Raw genomic sequence first — 15805 nt, 5'->3', positions numbered from 1 at the left:
TCCGGAGGTGGGGGGCGGGCGCCGCCGCAGGCCGTCGGGCCGGTGGGGTGTTGGGGGTCGTGGCGGCTCGGCGACATGGGAGGGGCGGCTCTCTGTCCGGAGTGCGGACCGGTGAGCCCCGGGGCGGCCCCTCCGGGTACCCCTTCAAAAAACGCTTGATCTGAAGCAACTAATTTGTCAAGCAATTCCGAGAGGGGTACCCCACCCCCGGGCCGTCCGGAGGACGGTCCGGCCCCGACGCCCGATCGACCCGCCAGTCCGGCAACGATCCCGGCCACCGAACACCGGAGCCGCCACCGGGCCCCGCCCCCACCGGCCCGCCGCCCGGCGACGAGGGCCGGGCCCCCGCCCGCCGACCCATGCTCAAATGCGCCGAAGGCGCGAAACGGCGCCGCACCCGAACGAACCGCTCAGCCCCCGCCGCTCACCCCACCGCAGCGGCCCACTCCTCCACCGTCGTGACCTCGGCCTGGCGGGGGAACACCTTCTCGGTGAGCACCCGGTGGACCTCTTCGTCGGAGTCGGCGCAGCCGTCGGCCAGCACGGTGAGCCGATAGTCGAGGTCGGCGGCCTGGCGCAGGGTGGAGAGGACGACGCCACTGGTCGCAATGCCGCTCAGGACGAGATGCGTGATCCCACGGGCCCGCAGGACCATCTCCAGGTCGCTGCCCGCGAAGGCGCTTACCCGCTTCTTGGTGATCACGATCTCGTCGGTCCGGGCCGCGATGTCCGGATGGATGGCGGCGTTCGGATCCTCGGGTGTGAAGGCGCCCGCCGGAAGGGCGCTGAATGACGCGTTGCGGTCAGAGACCTCCGGGTGCCCGGACCGGAAGCCGACCACGATGTGCAGGACAGGGATCCCGGCGGTACGGGCCGCCTCCACCGCGCCCACGAGACGCGGCAGATACCCGGAGCCCGCGATCCGGCTCACGATGCCCTCCTGGACGTCCATCACGAGCAGAGCCGTCTTGTTCGCGTCCATGTTCACGTTCACGTTCACGAAGCCTTTCGCTGCGTCGGTTGTTGCGCGGGAGAGGAATCCTCGGACCCGATACGGCCCAGCGAGCGGTCCACGAGCGTCAGCGCCAGGCACAGGCCGGTGATGGCGAGCATGAACCAGGCCAGGCCGTGCAGCCCGCCGGTGTCGGCGCGGGCGCCGAAGAAGGCGCCGTTGGCGCTGGAGGCGACGATCGCGCCGAGGTAGAAGAAGGTGCGGAGCAGCCCCGCCGAGGAGCCCATCCGCTCCGGATCGGCCTGGTGGTACACCGCGTTCTGCAGGGCGAGGTTGATCAGCCCCTGCGGTATGCCGAAGACGAGCGCGACGGTGATCAGCAGCCCTATCGCGCTGTGCGGCTGGAGCAGGAGCAGCAGGGAGCAGCCGACGATCTGCGCCACGGCGCCCACGAGCAGCTTGCCGCGCACGGCGGCGCGGCGGCCGGTGGCCGTGGACACCGCGATCCCGGTCAGGAACAGGGGCAGTTGGGCGAGCCCCGCCTGTGAGGCCGTCAGTCCCCGGCCGTCCTGGAGCCACTGGGTGTAGCCGTACAGAAAGACGTACGAGACGACGGAGACGAGGAGCGCGCGGGCATAGGTGAGCAGCAGGGGCAGATTGCCGCCGAACACCCGCAGATCGATGAACGGCTCCGCTGCCCGCAGCTCCCGCACCGCGAACCCGGCCGCCGCCACCGCCATCAGCACCGGCAGATACCACCGGTCGGCTCGCGGCTCCATCAGGAACAGCAGCAGCGAGACGAGCGTCGCGGCGAACAGCCCCATGCCGATCAGGTCCAGCCGGACGCGCTCGCCGGTGCGTTCCGCCAGGGGCCGCTCCTTGGGCAGACGCAGTACGCCGAGGATCAGACCGGCCGCCGCCAGCGGGATGTTGACGGCGAACGTGGAGCGCCAGCCGCCCAGCCCGATCAGCAGTCCGCCCAGGGGCGGTCCGATGACCGCGATGGTCTGACTGGCGACCGCGATCGTGGCGAGGATCGCGGCGGGGCTCTCCTGGCCGGTCCGCCGGGCCTCCCCACGGATGAGGTACATCGCGGCCGGATAGCCCGCACAGGTGCCGAACCCGAGCACCACCCGCGCGATGATCAGCGTCCCCAGGTTCGGGGCGAGCAGACCGATCAGGCCCGCGATCCCGGTCAGCGCCGCCCCGGCGAGGAAGAGACGGCGCGGCCCGTAGAGGTCGATCAGCCGGCCCATGACCGGCTGGCCTATCGAGGTGGCCAGATAGAGCGCGGAGACCAGCCAGGCCGTCTGCGACGGCGGCGCCCCGAACGCGGCGCCGATCGGCACCAACGACACCGAGATGATGGAGGAGTTGACCGGGTTCAGCATCGAACCCAGCATCATCGGCGCGAGGAGCTTACGGTCGAAGGAGCCCCGCGCGGTGGTTTTGGTCTTGCGTCGGGTGAGCCGCTCGATCATGCTCGGCTGAGCCGGTCCAGCAGGGCCAGCGCCTCGAGGATGGTCTCCCGTTCCACTTCCGTATAGCCGGTCTCCAGGGCCTGGGCGAGCCATTCCTCGCCCGCCCGCCGCTTGTCGTCCAGGAACACGCTGCCGGTCTCGCTCACCGAGACCAACTGCCGCCGCCCGTCATGGGGATCGGGGCGCCGCTGGATCAGCCCGCGCTCCTCCAGCACGGCGAGCGTGGCCGCCATCGACTGCGGCCGCACGCGCTCGGCCGCCGCCAAGGCGCTGGTCGAGGCGGGGCCCTCCTTGCTGAGCCTGCTGAGCGCGGACGTCTGCGAGGGGGTGAGTTCCTCGAGGTCGTACGACTCCTTGATCCGCCGCCGCAGCCGGCCGATCACCACACGGATCTCATGCGCGGCGCGCACGGCGGACGCGGACATGCCGCGAGGGGTCTCTGCCATGCCCCTCACGGTAATTTCTTCAGGCCAGCCTGTCCAGTCCAAACTGAACAGGCTGGACTGTTCAACTAGGCGCTTGCGCTCGCGGGTGCGGTGAACGCTACGAACTCGGCCCACGCGGCTGCGGGGAACGTAAGGTTCGGGCCGTCGGTGTTCTTGCTGTCCCGCACATGCACGGTGCCTGGGCGGCATGCGGCAACCTCAACGCACTCGCCGCCCTCGCCGCCGCTGTAGCTGCTCTTACGCCAGTCCATGGCGACCTCGACGCACTGGCCGCCTTCGCCGCCGCTGTAGCTGCTCTTGAACCAAGCCAGTTCGCGTATGTCCCTGCTCATAGCTCTCCCAGCAACTTCTCGATGAAGGTGGACGACTCCCGTGGCGTGAGAGCCTGGGCCCGGATGATTCCATACCGTGCGGCGATGGCGCGGACTTCTTCCCTGTCGGTGAGCAAGGTACTGCGCCCCTGGCCTTCGAGGTATGCGAGCTGCTCACCCCCCCTTGGGCGTCATCAGCGTGAAGGGCCCGTCCACACCCGCATTGTCCTCCCGGCTGAGGGGCATCACCTGGATCTCCACATTGCGCTTTTCTCCGATGAGGAGCATCTGTTCCAACTGCCCGCGGAGAACCTGTACCCCGCCGAACAGCCGCCGCAGGACGGACTCTTCGATGACGAAGCCCAGAAGGGGAGCGGGGCGCGTACCGAAAATCGCGTGACGCTCCATTCGTGCGGCAACTCGCTGTTCGATGACTTCTTCATCCAGGTGTGGACGGCGCATCGTGAATGTGGCCCGCGCGTAGTCCTCCGTCTGCAAGAGGCCGTTCACCACATGCGTGTCGTACACCTGAACCTCAACCGCTTCAGCCTCCAACCGCGCCGCGTCGCGGAAGAACGCCGGATACCGCGCGTGCGCCAACTCCTCCTTCATCGCCTTGAGGACGCCCCCGGCGTCCAGCGCCTCATCGGCCTTGTCGACCAGCTCCGGCTTGGGAATGCGTCGCCCGCACTCCACCGACGCCACCTGGTCCGGGCTGTACCCGATACGCGTCCCTAAGTCCGCCTGGGTGAGCCCGGCCCGTTCCCGGAACAGCTTCACCTGCCTCCCGAAGCCCCTCAGGAACGGGGACCGTTCCGTACCCGCCATGTCGCATGCCTCCCATCACACCTGGTGTGCACGTACAGACACGGTCCGTACTTGCACGCTTCCTGGTCAGGCTAGGCGCGTCCCCGCAAGGCTCGTGCCCATGACGACCGAAAATGCCCCCTCACGAGGTACGCGGCCGGGACAACCAGCGCCCGCGCCGCGCGAGTTCGCCATGCGCTTCACCTCGACGCCTCGCGGTGCGCGCCTCGCTCGGCGACTTGTGTCGCACCGGCTCGCCGCATGGGGCTACCCATACGATTCCGGCCCCAACGAGACCACGACCCTGATCGCGAGCGAGCTGGCCGCCAACGCGGTGCGGCATGGCCGCGTCCCGGGGCGGGACTTCCACGTACGGCTGACCGCGCCCCTGGGCGACGCGTCCGGGACGATCCGTATCGAGGTGTCGGACACCCGCACCGAGACGCGGCCCACGCTCACCACCGCCGCGCCCGACGCCGAAACCGGACGCGGTCTGTACCTCGTCTCGCGGCTCGCCGAGCGCTGGGCGGTCGGGCCCCGGTCCGGCGGCGGGCCCGGGAAGACCGTATGGGCCAAGGTCGCGACCGAGACCAAACCGTCGGGCTCAGACCCGGGCCCGCTCCAGCGCCCGCGCGGCTAGCCGCCGCGCGATGCCGACGGCATCGGCGACCACCGAGAGCCCGTTCAGCACCGTCGCGCCCTCATGGAGCAGCAGCAGTTCGTCCGCCAGCTCGTCGGGGCCCGTCACGCCCGCCTCCTCGCACAGTTGCCGCAGATATCCGCGCAGCCATCGCTTCTGGTCGGCGATCACCTGGCGGGCCGGATGGGCGGCGTCCGGGAGTTCGGCCGCCGCGTTCACGAAACCGCAGCCGCGCGGGTTCTCGCGGCACACCCACTCCGCGAGCGCGTCGAACGTGGCCAGGGCGCGGTCCGCCGGGGGCGACTTCTCGACCTCGGCGGTGAGCCACGCCCGCCACCGCTCATCGCGCTCCCGCAGATACGCGGCGACCAGGGCCTCCTTGGAGCCGAAGCGGTCGTACAGCGTCTTCTTCGTGACGCCGGAGCGCTTGGCGATCAGATCCACGCCGACCGCGTTGATCCCCTGGCCGTAGAACAGCTCGGCGGCGGCGTCGAGGATGCGGCGCGCGGCGGGGGTGAGCACTCCCGTAGGCGCTTCCATGCCGTGATCACCTCCGGGTCGGGGTTGACGTGTATACCGATCTGTTTAGTCTAGTGGACGAGGGAGTAAACAGATCGGTATACCCGGAGCAGATCCCGACCAGAACGAGGACGTCCCATGCCCGTCAGCGCCGCCGTCACCGCCATCGGACTCGTCGTGATGTGGAGCTCCGGCTTCATCGGAGCAGATCTCGGCACCCGGGAGGCCCCCGCCGACACCCTGCTGATGTGGCGCTTCCTCGCGGCGGCGGCGATCTTGGGGGGCGCGTGGGCACTGTTCAGGCGCCGCAGACTGGGCCCGCGCGCCCTGGCCGAGCAGACGGCGATCGGAGCGCTCTCGCAGGGCGGCTATCTCGGCGGGATCGTCTGGGCGGTCGGGCTCGGCGTGCCGTCCGGCACCGCCGCGCTGATCGCCGCGTTGCAGCCGCTCGCGGCGGGCGCGCTGGCTGGGCGGCTGCTCGGCGAGACGGTGAGCCCGCGCCAGTGGGCGGGGCTGGCCATCGGCCTCGGCGGGGTCGTGCTCGTCGTTCAGGGCGATCTGACGACGGGCCCGGCCGCCGCCCCGGCCTGGGCGTACGGGCTGCCGTTCGCCGCCATGGCGGCGCTGCTGGCCGCGAGCTTCCTCGAACGCAGGGTGCGGGCGCCGCTCGCCCCCGTGGACGCCATACCGCTCCACTGCCTCGTCAGCGCCGTGCTGTTCACCGGCGTCGCCGTGGCCGGAGGCCATGCCGCGCCCCCGGCGGGCGGGGGCTTCTGGGCCGCCGTGGCCTGGACGGTGCTGCTCTCCACGGTCGGCGGCTACGGCTTCTACTGGCTGAGCCTGCGCCGCAACGGCGTCACCCGCACCAGCGCGCTGATCTATCTCACGCCCCCGACCACGCTGGTGTGGGCCTACGCGATGTTCGGGGACGCGCCCGGGTGGACCGCCCTCGCGGGCATGGCGGTGTGCGTGATCGGCGTGACGGCCACCACCGCGCGCCGCCGCCCCGACCGGTCGGCGCAGCTCGCGGAGGATCCAGTCCGCGATCGAGCGGTGCCGCGGGTTCCGGCCGAGTAACTCGCGGGCGCGGCGCAAGCGGTGGGGCCCTTCGGCACCGTCAGCACACCATCGGCCTGGTCCTCTTCGCGAGCATCGCGCTCGGCTTTCCACGGATCCCGCCGCGGTCGCGAACCATCGCAAGGCAGCGGGCAACCCGAATCGCCCCCCGACCGGTTCCTTGAGTACCACTCACCGTTTTCGGGGCGGTTGACCGTCGCCCCCGGGAGGAGCTTCTCAATGACGCATCCGCGTAGCCGACGACGACGTAGCCGACGACGAACAACGCTGGTCATAGCGCCGCTGGTGGCCATAAGCCTGGGCGGGATCGCCGCGCCGGCCCTCGCCGCACTGGGTGACGCGGACGCCCCGGCCGTCCGTCGTGTACCGGGTGGATTCCCCGAGGCGGATATCACCCACGCGTTCGGGAGTGCCAAGATCGGCGGCCGGGTCGATCCCGGAAAGGAGGTGGAGTTCCGCGTCTATCTCGCGGGGCGGGACAAGGACGGGCTGGAGCGGTACGCGCGTCAAGTGTCGGATCCGCGTGACACGGCGCACTACAAGAAGTACCTGACGGCAGCCCAGGCGCGGGAACGCTTCGGCGTCGATGACGCGCAGGTGAAGCGCGTGCGGGACTGGCTCAGCGGGGCCGGTCTCAAGCCCGGCTCCCCGACCGCCCATTACCTACCGGTCTCCGGTCCGGCACAGAAGGTGGAGAAGGCGCTGGGCACAGTCCTCAAGGACGTCAGGAACGGCCGGGAGAAGCCGGTGCACGTCCCTACGGCCGTCACACCCGTGACCGTGCCGAATGCCGTTGCCCCGTCGGTGCTGGCGGTCGGCGGGCTCGCACCCGTCGCTTTCCAAGGCGACGCGTTCGAGGACGACCCTTCCGCTCACGCCCGCGCCCGCGCTCACGCGCCCGCGCAGGCGTCCCGCGTGCCCGGGGCCGACCCGGTACGTCGTCCTGTCAGGGCCGTGGGCAGCGGCAGCGGGGACCACAACTGCTCGGCGTGGTTCGGGGAGAAGCCTGCCACCGTCGTCAAGCCGTACGGGCAGACGTTCTCCTGGAAGATGTGCGGCGGATACACCCCGCGGCAGATGCGCAAGGCGTACGGGCTGGACACCATCTCCGCCACGGGCAAGGGCCAGACCGTCGCGGTGATCCTGAATGGTGCCCGCAAGAACGCGGCCGCGGACCTGGACGCCTGGGCCCGCCACGAGGGCGTTGCCCCGCTGCGTGCGGGCCAGTACAAGGAGCACCTGCCGAACCCGCCGGCGCGGGAGACCCCGGACAAGGAGTTGGAGCAGATCCTGGATCTGGAGTCCGTGCGCGCCATGGCTCCGGATGCTGATCTGGTCTATGTGGCGGCGTCGAAGGCGAGCCCCACCCCGGGGCCGATGTTCGACGCGACGGCGAAGGTGGTCGACGGCCGTCTGGCGGACGTCGTCTCCAACTCCTGGTATCTGGGGGTGGAATCGCAGATGTCGGGTGACGTGACGGCGAGCATGCACCACCTCTTCGCCCTGGGCGCGGTGGAGGGCATCGGGTTCACCTTCGCCTCCGGCGACGAGGGCAATTCGACGGGCCCCCGGGGCGACATCCCGCACGACCGTCCGGCCGTCGAGTACCCCGCATCGGATCCGATGGTGACCTCCGTCGGCGGTACGAGCCTGATCCTCGACCGGAACGGACGCTACCGATATGAGACCGGCTGGGGAAACACCGTGAGCACGTACCACACCAAGACGGGCAAATGGGAACCCAAACCGCCGGGCATCCACGACGGCGGCTCGGGAGGGGGCACCAGCGAACTCTTCCATCGGCCGTCCTACCAGGACGCGACCACCCCGGCCGGCGGCCGCTCGGTGCCCGACATCAGTGCCGACGCCGACCCGCAGACCTCGATGAAGCTCGGCTACGTCAACACCTCGGACGCACCGGGGCGCTACGAGCCCGACGGGGCCGGCGGCACCAGCGCCTCGGCACCGCTCATGGCCGGAATGCTGGCCGTCTTGAACCAGCGGAACCATGGGCCCGCGGGCTTCGCCAACCCCTACCTCTATTCGCTGCACGGCGGTCCCGAGCTGCACGATGTCACCGACACCCCGCTCGGCCCCGGCAAAAAGATCGGCGAACTCTCGGCGGACCTCCCCGAGGTCTACCTGCACACCTTCGGGCACGACCTCGGACTGTCCGCGACGCGCGGTTACGACCACGTCACGGGCCTGGGTTCGCCCACGTCCGCGCTCTTCTCGGGAGCCAGGCGGCGCTGAGGCACCTGCTTCGTCCCGGGCAACGCCGGACGCAGGGGGGCGCTCCCCCGACGGCTCCGCCCCGGTCCCTGACGGCCCTGGTCTCTCAGGGGCGGGGCCGTCAGGCCCGGAACCCTCGCCGCCCTCGCCGCCCTCGCCGAAAATCCGCCCGGGTGAGGCAACCGCGTAGGCCCACCAACCGGTTCCTCCTGTGTGACAGGTAGGAAATCGACGGAAACCCCATGGCAAGGACACGAGAGTGACGGGTGCGACGCCGGGCTTCGAGGAATTCGTGGCTGCCCGCGGGCCGCGGCTGCTGCGGATCGCATGGCTGCTGACCGGCGACGCCCACCAGGCGGAAGACCTTCTCCAGACCGTCTTCGCCAAGGTATGGCCCAAGTGGCGGCGCATAGCGGCGGGCCATCCGGAGGCGTACATCCGCAAGGCCCTGGTGAACACGCATGCGTCGTGGTGGCAACGCCGGTGGCGCGGCGAGGTCCCGTGCGGGGAGCTGCCGGATCGGCCGACCCCATCGGACCCCTTCGGCGAAGTCGACCTGGAGAGGGTACTGGGGGCGGTGGTGCGGCGGCTTCCGCGACGTCAGCGCGCGGTCATCGTGCTGCGCTACTTCGAGGACCTGAGTGTCGAACAGACCGCCGCGACCCTCGGATGCCACCCGGGAACGGTCAAGAGTCAGGCGGCGAAAGCCCTCCGCACTCTCCGAGCGGAGCTAGGGACGTCCAGGATGCCGATCCGGACAGGTGCAGACCGTGAACAGCACTGACGACGAACAGGAATGGCGCACGCTACTGGAGCGGGCCGTCCCGGACCTGCGCGCGCCCGACGACCGGATCCAGCAGGTCCGGTGGCGGATCCGACGCCGACGGCGCCAGAGGGCGGCTGCCTGCTTGGGAGCGCTGGCCGTGGCCTCCGTGGCGACGGTGACGTCACTCATCCGAACGCCCGCCACACCCGACCCGCCGGCCACGCCGCACCCCACGGCGTCGCACGACAGCCGGACCGCGCACTACCCCGAGCTGTCCGGCCTGACCGTGCGACTGCCGGAGGGATGGAGCGCAAGGAGCGCGGAGGACCCCGCGACCGGCGAGGCGCTCGGTTTCGCCTCCACACAGCCGATGACCGGAGAGCTCACCTGCTCCAAGGACCGGCCGAAGGACTCACCGTGCGCTCCGCCGACGACATTGGGCCGGGGCGACGCGTTGATCGTCTTCCGCACGGGGGCCACGGCGGACGCCACGGCCACCGACGGGCCCCGGCTCCGCACGGCCAAGGCGCTCAGTAGCCTCTGCCGGACGCTCGGCGCGACACAGCAGCGGGACGTCGGCCTCCGGCTCTCCCTTGGTGGTGGCCGCGAGCCGGTGACGGTGCACGCCTCGGTGTGCCTGCGCGACGCCCCGGGCGAAGTCCGCACCGCGGCCGAGGAGATCACCAGCTCCGCACACCTCGGCAACGACTCCCGCGCAGCCGACCCGAGCACCCCCCGCTGACCTCACGGGACGGGCACGCCGTCTCCCGCACATACCTCCCGCAGAAAGGACGCCGACGGTGCGCATACGCAACCGCCGCACGGTTCTGACCGCAGCGGTGTTGACCGCTCTCGTGACGACCGGCGGATGCGGTACCTCCGCCGAGTCCCGGACCACGAAAGTGTCCGTTCCCCAGGCCGCGGGGGAGACCTCGCACACCACAATCGCGGGCGACCGCGGTCCCGGGGATCAGCCGGACGTGCTTCCCGGCCTGGGGCCCCGGACCCGCGCCGACATCCCGGACCACACCCGGCAAGCGCTCGTCGTCACGGGATCGGGCAGGAACTCCTGGAAGTCCAAGGCCGTCCTGTACGAACGGACGGACACCGGTTGGCAGGCCAAAGCCTCCTGGCCCGCGCGCAACGCCCTGCGCGGCTGGACCGCCGACCACCGGGCCGGCGACCTCCGCTCCCCCGTCGGCGTCTTCACCCTCAGCGACGCGGGCGGACGGCTCGCCGATCCCGGCAGCCGACTCCCGTACAGCCAGTCGCCCAACTTCCGGATCGGTGGCACGGGCTTCGCCGGCGAACCGCTGGCCGGCTCCTTCGACTACGTCATAGCCATCGACTACAACCGCGAGCGGGGCACCTCCCCGCTCGATCCCACCAAGCCCCTGGGCGCGGAGAGCGGCGGGGGCATCTGGATCCACGTCGACCACGGCGGCCCCACCCACGGCTGCGTCAGCCTCTCGCGCCCACACGTGGAGCGGCTGCTCCGCCTCCTCGACCCGGCGCGCCATCCGGTCGTCGTCATGGGCGATGCCGCGTCGCTGGCCACCTGAGGCCGGGCCCCGCCTCGGGAGCGCCCGACGCGGTGGGGCAGGTCACGGCCGACCGCGCCGGGACAGGGCACGGCAGAAGTCACTCCGCAGGTCAAGGAACCGTAAAGCGGGGACGTTCGTTACCCCGGACATGACCGCTATGACACCCGGCTCGAACCTCCCCCTCTCCGTCGCGCGCGTGGCGGTTGACGTCACCGCTCCGGTGCGGCTCGACGTATCGGGCCTGCTGCTCACCGCCAACGGCAAGGTGCGCTCCGACGACGACTTCGTCTTCTACAACCAGCCCGCCGGACCCGGGGTGACCCATCGCGCCGGGGCGGCGGGCGCGGGCGACACCATCACCGTGGACACCGCCGCCGTCCCCGCCGACATCGAGAAGATCGTGGTGACCGCGAGTCTGGACGCGCCCGGGGCGACGTTCGCGGGCACCGAGCCGACCGCCACCGTGCGCGGCGCCGACGACGGCGTGGTGATCGCCTCCTTCACCCCGCCGCAGCTCGGCAGCGAGACCGCGCTGGTGGTCGTGGAGGTGTACCGGCGCAATGGGGCGTGGAAGGTGCGCGCGGTCGGGCAGGGGTATGCCAACGGCCTGGCGGGCATCGCCACCGACTTCGGAGTGTCGGTCGAGGAGCCCGCCGCACCGGCCGCCCCCACCGCTCCCGCCGCTCAGACGCCGCCCCCGCCGAGCGGCCCGCCCGCCGGTTTCCAGCCCCCGCCGCCCATGCCGACCGCCCCGCCGGCCGCCGCACCGGCCCCGGCCACCGGGAAGATCAACCTGGACAAGGGCCGCGTCAGCCTTCAGAAGAACCAGACGGTGTCGCTGGTCAAGGGCGGCCGCCCGTTGCTCAGCTCCGTGAAGATGGGCCTGGGCTGGGAGCCCGCCTTCCGCGGCAAGGACATCGACCTGGACGCGTCCGTGATCGCCTTCGGTGTCGACCGTAAGAAGATCGACGCCTGCTTCTTCGGCAAGCTGGCCATCCTCAACGGCGCCATTCAGCACTCCGGCGACAACCTCACCGGTGAGGGCGGAGGCGACGACGAGTCCATCACCGTCCACCTCGGCGGCCTCCCGCCCGAGGTGACCGGCCTGGTCTTCACGGTCAACTCCTTCTCCGGCCAGAAGTTCACCGATGTGGCCAAGGCGTACTGCCGCCTGCTCGACGCCCAGTCCGGCGAGGAGCTGGTCCGCTTCGACCTCACCCACGCCGAGCCGCGCACGGGCGTGATGATGGCCAAGCTGATCAAGCAGTTCTCGGGCGAGTGGGAGATGACCGCGATGGGCGAGTACGTGGACTCGCGCACCGTGCGCGGCATGGCCAAGCCCGCCGGCAAGGCCCTGTGAGCTAGCCACCCCGCCCGCCACTTGTCAGGTGGTTCCGGACACGGATTGTGAAACCGATTGCTAAACTGGCCGCATGACTGAGGACTCAGTGGAGCCGGGGATCGGTGAGGGTCCCGCGAAGGCACTCAGCGTGTCCCTCCCCGAGGGCACGGTGCGGGCGTTGCGGGACCGGGCGGGCAATCGCGGCGTATCCGCCCTTGTCGCCGCGGCCATCGAGGAGCACCTGCGGAACCAGGCCACTCGCGAGAATCTCGCCGAGTTCGAGAAGGAGCACGGGCCCTTCACGGCCGAGGAGCGCCAAGCGGCCGCGGACGTCTGGTCCGCGGCCGAAGGCCGGGAGTCCCGGTGGCGCGAGGCCGGCTGACCGGGGGCGGCAGCCTGGTGCTGGACAGCCAAGGATTGTCGCTCTACCTCGAAGAGGACCGGGCCGTGATGAACATGGTGCGGTCCGCGCTGGACCGCGGCGCCGACCGCGTGGTCAGCGGAGCCACGCTCATCGAAGCCCAGCACAACGGCATCAAACGCACCCGCTGGAACTACGTGCTGTCGCAATTGCGCGTCGAACCGCTCAGCGTCGACTGGTCCAAGGAAGCCGCGCTGCTCCTGCGGGACACCGGTCTGCACGGCCACAAATACGCCATCGACGCCATGGTGGCCGTCACCGCGCTTCACCAACCGGGCCCTGTGGTCATGCTGACCTCGGACACGGACGACATGGCCAAGCTGTGTGGGGAGAGGGTCACGCTTGTCGCCGTCTGACGTGAGCCCAAACGAACTGACGGGCGCCGATTGCCACCAGGCCGCGCGGCGGCAGGTCGAGCGGGACCGTCTTGCCGAGCTGACCGCCGAGTACGAAGCCCGTCATGGGGGACTGAGCCGGGCGGAGGCCGACGCGGCGCGGGCGCTTCCGCGTCACTGCGGATGCCCGGCCCATGCCGATGGCTCGGCATGCGCGAACCCGGTGACGGAGCGGGGGGCGAGGCCGCCCGGCAGCCCCGCCGCGCGGGCCAGGCGGCGGTAGGAGTCCAGCAGGGCCTCGCGGTCGTAGGTGCTCGTCGTGACCAGCACCTCGTCGGCGTCGCTGCGCTCGATCAGCTCGTCGAGCGCGGCGGCGACCTCGTCCTCGGTGCCGTACAACTGGCCGCGCAGGCCCCGCTCGTAGAAGCCGCGCTCCTTCTCGGTCATCTCCCGGGCCTCGATCTCCGAAGCCGGGGCCAGCGGCGGGAAGGCGCCGTGGGTGCGGGAGTAGGCCATCGCCCATGCCTCGGGGAGCAGCAGCCGGCGGGCCTCCGCCGCCGTGCCGGCGACCGCGACATTGCCCGAGACGACGACGTAGGGGGCGGAGGACCACGCCGAGGGGCGGAAGCCCGCGCGGTAGCGGTCGATGGCGCGCAGCATCTCGTCCCGGCCCCGCAGATCGCCGATCACCAGGGACAGCCCGGCCCGCGCCGCCAGATCCGCGCCCGCGCCGGTGGCCAGGACGAAGACGGGCGGCCGCAGCCCCTCCGCCGGATGGGCGTGCACCTGGGGGTAGGCGTCCTGCTCGCCGGTGAACCAGCCGAGCAGCTCGTCCAGTTGGGCACCGAAGTCCTGCGCGGCGTCCTTCTCGGTGCCCAGGGCGCGGCGGATGCCGTCGGTGAAGCCGACGGAGCGGCCCAGGCCCATGTCGATCCGGCCCGGGAAGAGGGATTCGAGCACCCCGAACTGCTCCGCCACGACCAGCGGGCGGTGGTTCGGCAGCATCACGCCGCCCGTGCCCACCCGGATGCGGACCGTCGCCGCCGCGACGGCGGACGCCAGCACCGTGGGCGCCGAACCGGCGACGCCGGGCACGCTGTGGTGCTCGGAGACCCAGAAGCGGTGGTAGCCGAGGTCCTCGGCCTGCTGGGCGAACCGTACGGTGTCGCGCAGCGCCTGCGACCGCTCCCGGCCCTGGCGGGTGCGGGAGCGGTCCAGGATGGAGAAGGGGGTGGTGCGCAGACGTGAGGTCACCCTCACGTCAACGCGTTTCCCGGCCGGGAGGATTCCCCCGGCCTTTCGACTCGACGCACCTACGTCAGCGCTGGCGGCGCCAGGGACCGGTGATCGCGAGCATGATGCCCGGCACCTGGATGTTGGCGAACAGCGTCGATCCGTCGGGCGAGAAGACCACGCCGGTGAACTCGCTGAACTCCGGCTCCTCCGCCGTGCCGATGTTCAGGTCGTTGCGCGCGATCGGGTACGTCCGGCCGTCCTCGGTGGCGCCGAAGAGGTGCTGGATGCCCTCGCCGTCCTCGGCGATGACCAGACCGCCGTACGGCGAGACGGTGATGTTGTCCGGGCCGTCGAAGGCGCCGTCCTTCGACGGGTCGGGGTTGACGCCGAGCAGCACCTTGAGGGTGAGGGTGCGGCGCTTGGGGTCGTAGAACCAGACCTGGCCGTCGTGCTGGACCGGGCTCTCCTTACGGGCGAACGAGGAGACGATGTACGCGCCGCCGTCGGCCCACCACATGCCCTCGAGCTTGCGCGCCCGGGTGATCTCGCCGTCCTTGAACTGCTTGCGCACCGACACGGACTTCGCGTCGCGGTCCGGCACCGTCTCCCAGTCCACGCCGTAGACCGTCCCGGTCTTGGTGGCGCGGGACAGGTCGTCCACGAAGTTGCCGCCCGAGTCGTAGCACTTGGGCGCCTGGAGCACGCCCGCGTCGTCCTTGAGCTGGCCGAGCTTGCCGCGGCCGTGCTCGAAGCCGTGCGGCGGCACCCAGCGGTAGAGGAGCCCGTTCGGGCCGGAGGCGTCCTCGGTTAGGTAGAGGTGGCCGCGCTTGGGGTCCACGACGACGGCCTCGTGGGCGTACCGGCCCAGGGCCTTGATCGGCTTCGGGTCGCGGTTGGCCTTACGGTCGTGCGGGTCGACCTCGAAGACGTAGCCGTGGTCCTTGGTCATGCCGTTCTGGCCGGCCTTGTCCTCGGTCTCCTCGCAGGTCAGCCAGGTGCCCCAGGGGGTGCGGCCACCGGCGCAGTTGGTCGCGGTGCCCGCGATGCCGACCCACTCGGTGACATGGTCGCCGTGCTTGGAGACCTCGACGACGGTGCAGCCGCCGGAGGCCGCCGGGTCGTAGACCAGCCCCTCGATCAGCGGGACCGGGTGCGGCCAGTTGCTGCGGGGACCGGCCAGCTCGTGATTGTTGACCAGCAGCGTCGCACCGCGCGAGCCCTCGAAGGTGGCGGTGCCGTCGTGGTTGGACGGGGTGGACTCGCCGGACTCCAGCTTCGTCTCACCGGTGCGGGTGATGATCTTGTAGCGGAACCCCTTGGGCAGCGCGAGGATGCCCTTGGGGTCCTCGACGAGCGGACCGTAGCCGAGCGACGCGCCGCCGTGGCCATGGTTGTCCGCGACGCCCGCGGCGCCCGCGTCGGTCGCCTCAGCGGCGAGCGCGCCGGGGGCGGTGGCGAGCACCCCCGCGCTACCGACCAGGGCAACCCCGGCCCCGGTGTACGCGGAACGCTTCGCGAAGTCTCTTCGGCTGAGCGACATGTCTTCTCCTGAACGCAGGATGGTGTCCTCCGACTGCGGCCATACGTTCCCGTCCCCGCCCGAACATCAGTTGAACGGAGCGCGACATCAAGGGACGAATGCCCGCCGACCCCTTATACGGAGCGTGGGCCGATACGGCTCTGGGCAGCGCGCAAC

The 15805-nt window shown here is 71.0% G+C and carries 16 protein-coding genes and 1 pseudogene; 9 read left to right on the top strand and 8 right to left on the bottom strand.

All coding sequences use genetic code 11. The features are described from left to right. Nucleotides 1-424: 424 nt before the first annotated feature. The 5 genes and pseudogenes from KN815_RS07245 to KN815_RS07225 all read right to left on the bottom strand — a co-directional run bounded on the left by KN815_RS07245 (nt 425) and on the right by KN815_RS07225 (nt 4018). On the bottom strand, nt 425-982 hold the full coding sequence (locus tag KN815_RS07245; RefSeq protein WP_216340916.1) for a cysteine hydrolase family protein: 558 nt from the start codon (nt 980-982) through the stop codon (nt 425-427). A 14-nt stretch (nt 983-996) separates the two neighbouring features. After that, nucleotides 997-2433: an MFS transporter gene (locus KN815_RS07240; RefSeq protein ID WP_216340910.1), complete on the bottom strand. Its 1437-nt coding sequence runs from the start codon at nt 2431-2433 to the stop codon at nt 997-999. Next, the gene (locus tag KN815_RS07235) at nt 2430-2858 is read right to left on the bottom strand and encodes a MarR family winged helix-turn-helix transcriptional regulator (protein ID WP_216340915.1); all 429 of its coding nucleotides are present in this window, start codon (nt 2856-2858) and stop codon (nt 2430-2432) included. Before KN815_RS07235 ends, KN815_RS07240 begins: the two co-directional genes overlap by 4 nt. Nucleotides 2859-2944: 86 nt before the next feature. Further along, nucleotides 2945-3211, bottom strand: coding sequence for a DUF397 domain-containing protein (locus KN815_RS07230; protein ID WP_216340909.1), 267 nt, complete (start codon nt 3209-3211; stop codon nt 2945-2947). Next, nucleotides 3208-4018 (bottom strand): annotated as a pseudogene (locus KN815_RS07225) (helix-turn-helix domain-containing protein). The gene KN815_RS07230 and the pseudogene KN815_RS07225 overlap by 4 nt, the downstream one beginning before the upstream one ends. A 100-nt stretch (nt 4019-4118) precedes the next feature. Here KN815_RS07225 and KN815_RS07220 point away from each other — a divergent pair. Further along, nucleotides 4119-4637, top strand: coding sequence for an ATP-binding protein (locus tag KN815_RS07220; protein WP_216340908.1), 519 nt, complete (start codon nt 4119-4121; stop codon nt 4635-4637). On the opposite strand, the gene KN815_RS07215 is transcribed toward KN815_RS07220, so the two are convergent. Then, nucleotides 4602-5177 (bottom strand): TetR/AcrR family transcriptional regulator, encoded by a 576-nt coding sequence (locus tag KN815_RS07215; RefSeq protein WP_216340907.1) that lies wholly within the window; start codon nt 5175-5177, stop codon nt 4602-4604. The two genes, KN815_RS07220 and KN815_RS07215, sit on opposite strands and share 36 nt — an antisense overlap. A gap of 117 nt (nt 5178-5294) precedes the next feature. Here KN815_RS07215 and KN815_RS07210 point away from each other — a divergent pair, with 117 nt between their 5' ends. From KN815_RS07210 to KN815_RS07175, 8 genes are all read left to right on the top strand, one after another. Beyond that, on the top strand, nt 5295-6233 hold the full coding sequence (locus KN815_RS07210; RefSeq protein ID WP_216340906.1) for a DMT family transporter: 939 nt from the start codon (nt 5295-5297) through the stop codon (nt 6231-6233). A 219-nt stretch (nt 6234-6452) separates the two neighbouring features. Further along, nucleotides 6453-8486 carry a S53 family peptidase gene (locus KN815_RS07205; protein WP_216340905.1) on the top strand — a complete coding sequence of 678 codons (2034 nt, stop codon included), beginning with the start codon at nt 6453-6455 and terminating at the stop codon, nt 8484-8486. A 238-nt stretch (nt 8487-8724) separates the two neighbouring features. Further along, nucleotides 8725-9249: a SigE family RNA polymerase sigma factor gene (locus tag KN815_RS07200; RefSeq protein ID WP_216340904.1), complete on the top strand. Its 525-nt coding sequence runs from the start codon at nt 8725-8727 to the stop codon at nt 9247-9249. Beyond that, the gene (locus KN815_RS07195; protein WP_216340903.1) at nt 9236-9973 is read left to right on the top strand and encodes a hypothetical protein; all 738 of its coding nucleotides are present in this window, start codon (nt 9236-9238) and stop codon (nt 9971-9973) included. The genes KN815_RS07200 and KN815_RS07195 overlap by 14 nt, the downstream gene beginning before the upstream one ends. Nucleotides 9974-10031: 58 nt before the next feature. Continuing rightward, nucleotides 10032-10793: a L,D-transpeptidase family protein gene (locus tag KN815_RS07190; protein ID WP_253208811.1), complete on the top strand. Its 762-nt coding sequence runs from the start codon at nt 10032-10034 to the stop codon at nt 10791-10793. A gap of 139 nt (nt 10794-10932) precedes the next feature. Beyond that, a complete protein-coding gene (locus tag KN815_RS07185) occupies nt 10933-12135 on the top strand; it encodes a TerD family protein (RefSeq protein ID WP_216340913.1) in 1203 nt (400 codons plus the stop codon). Between the two features lie 73 nt (nt 12136-12208). After that, on the top strand, nt 12209-12499 hold the full coding sequence (locus KN815_RS07180; protein ID WP_216340902.1) for a hypothetical protein: 291 nt from the start codon (nt 12209-12211) through the stop codon (nt 12497-12499). Beyond that, nucleotides 12481-12894: a PIN domain-containing protein gene (locus tag KN815_RS07175; protein ID WP_216340901.1), complete on the top strand. Its 414-nt coding sequence runs from the start codon at nt 12481-12483 to the stop codon at nt 12892-12894. Before KN815_RS07180 ends, KN815_RS07175 begins: the two co-directional genes overlap by 19 nt. 153 nt (nt 12895-13047) lie before the next feature. Here KN815_RS07175 and KN815_RS07170 read toward each other — a convergent pair whose 3' ends face one another. Next, nucleotides 13048-14127 (bottom strand): LLM class flavin-dependent oxidoreductase, encoded by a 1080-nt coding sequence (locus tag KN815_RS07170; RefSeq protein ID WP_216340900.1) that lies wholly within the window; start codon nt 14125-14127, stop codon nt 13048-13050. 64 nt (nt 14128-14191) lie between these two features. Then, nucleotides 14192-15649, bottom strand: a complete 1458-nt coding sequence (locus KN815_RS07165; RefSeq protein ID WP_216340899.1) for an alkaline phosphatase PhoX — start codon at nt 15647-15649, stop codon at nt 14192-14194. Nucleotides 15650-15805: the final 156 nt, after the last annotated feature.

Origin of the sequence: Streptomyces niphimycinicus (genome assembly GCF_018883605.1) — a bacterium.
In the GTDB taxonomy this organism is placed as follows: Bacteria; Actinomycetota; Actinomycetes; order Streptomycetales; family Streptomycetaceae; genus Streptomyces; species Streptomyces niphimycinicus.
The sequence above is the reverse complement of the archived record's forward strand: the minus strand, read 5'-3'. Positions and strand labels throughout refer to the sequence as shown.

What these genes read in the sequence shown, in the direction of transcription:
- KN815_RS07215 (WP_216340907.1), bottom strand. Translation starts at nt 5,177, where the DNA reads ATGGAAGCGCCTACGGGAGTGCTCACCCCCGCCGCGCGCCGCATCCTC.
- KN815_RS07245 (WP_216340916.1), bottom strand. Translation starts at nt 982, where the DNA reads ATGGACGCGAACAAGACGGCTCTGCTCGTGATGGACGTCCAGGAGGGC.
- KN815_RS07235 (WP_216340915.1), bottom strand. Translation starts at nt 2,858, where the DNA reads ATGTCCGCGTCCGCCGTGCGCGCCGCGCATGAGATCCGTGTGGTGATC.
- KN815_RS07220 (WP_216340908.1), top strand. Translation starts at nt 4,119, where the DNA reads ATGACGACCGAAAATGCCCCCTCACGAGGTACGCGGCCGGGACAACCA.
- KN815_RS07185 (WP_216340913.1), top strand. Translation starts at nt 10,933, where the DNA reads ATGACACCCGGCTCGAACCTCCCCCTCTCCGTCGCGCGCGTGGCGGTT.
- KN815_RS07205 (WP_216340905.1), top strand. Translation starts at nt 6,453, where the DNA reads ATGACGCATCCGCGTAGCCGACGACGACGTAGCCGACGACGAACAACG.
- KN815_RS07240 (WP_216340910.1), bottom strand. Translation starts at nt 2,433, where the DNA reads ATGATCGAGCGGCTCACCCGACGCAAGACCAAAACCACCGCGCGGGGC.
- KN815_RS07230 (WP_216340909.1), bottom strand. Translation starts at nt 3,211, where the DNA reads ATGAGCAGGGACATACGCGAACTGGCTTGGTTCAAGAGCAGCTACAGC.
- KN815_RS07210 (WP_216340906.1), top strand. Translation starts at nt 5,295, where the DNA reads ATGCCCGTCAGCGCCGCCGTCACCGCCATCGGACTCGTCGTGATGTGG.
- KN815_RS07180 (WP_216340902.1), top strand. Translation starts at nt 12,209, where the DNA reads ATGACTGAGGACTCAGTGGAGCCGGGGATCGGTGAGGGTCCCGCGAAG.
- KN815_RS07165 (WP_216340899.1), bottom strand. Translation starts at nt 15,649, where the DNA reads ATGTCGCTCAGCCGAAGAGACTTCGCGAAGCGTTCCGCGTACACCGGG.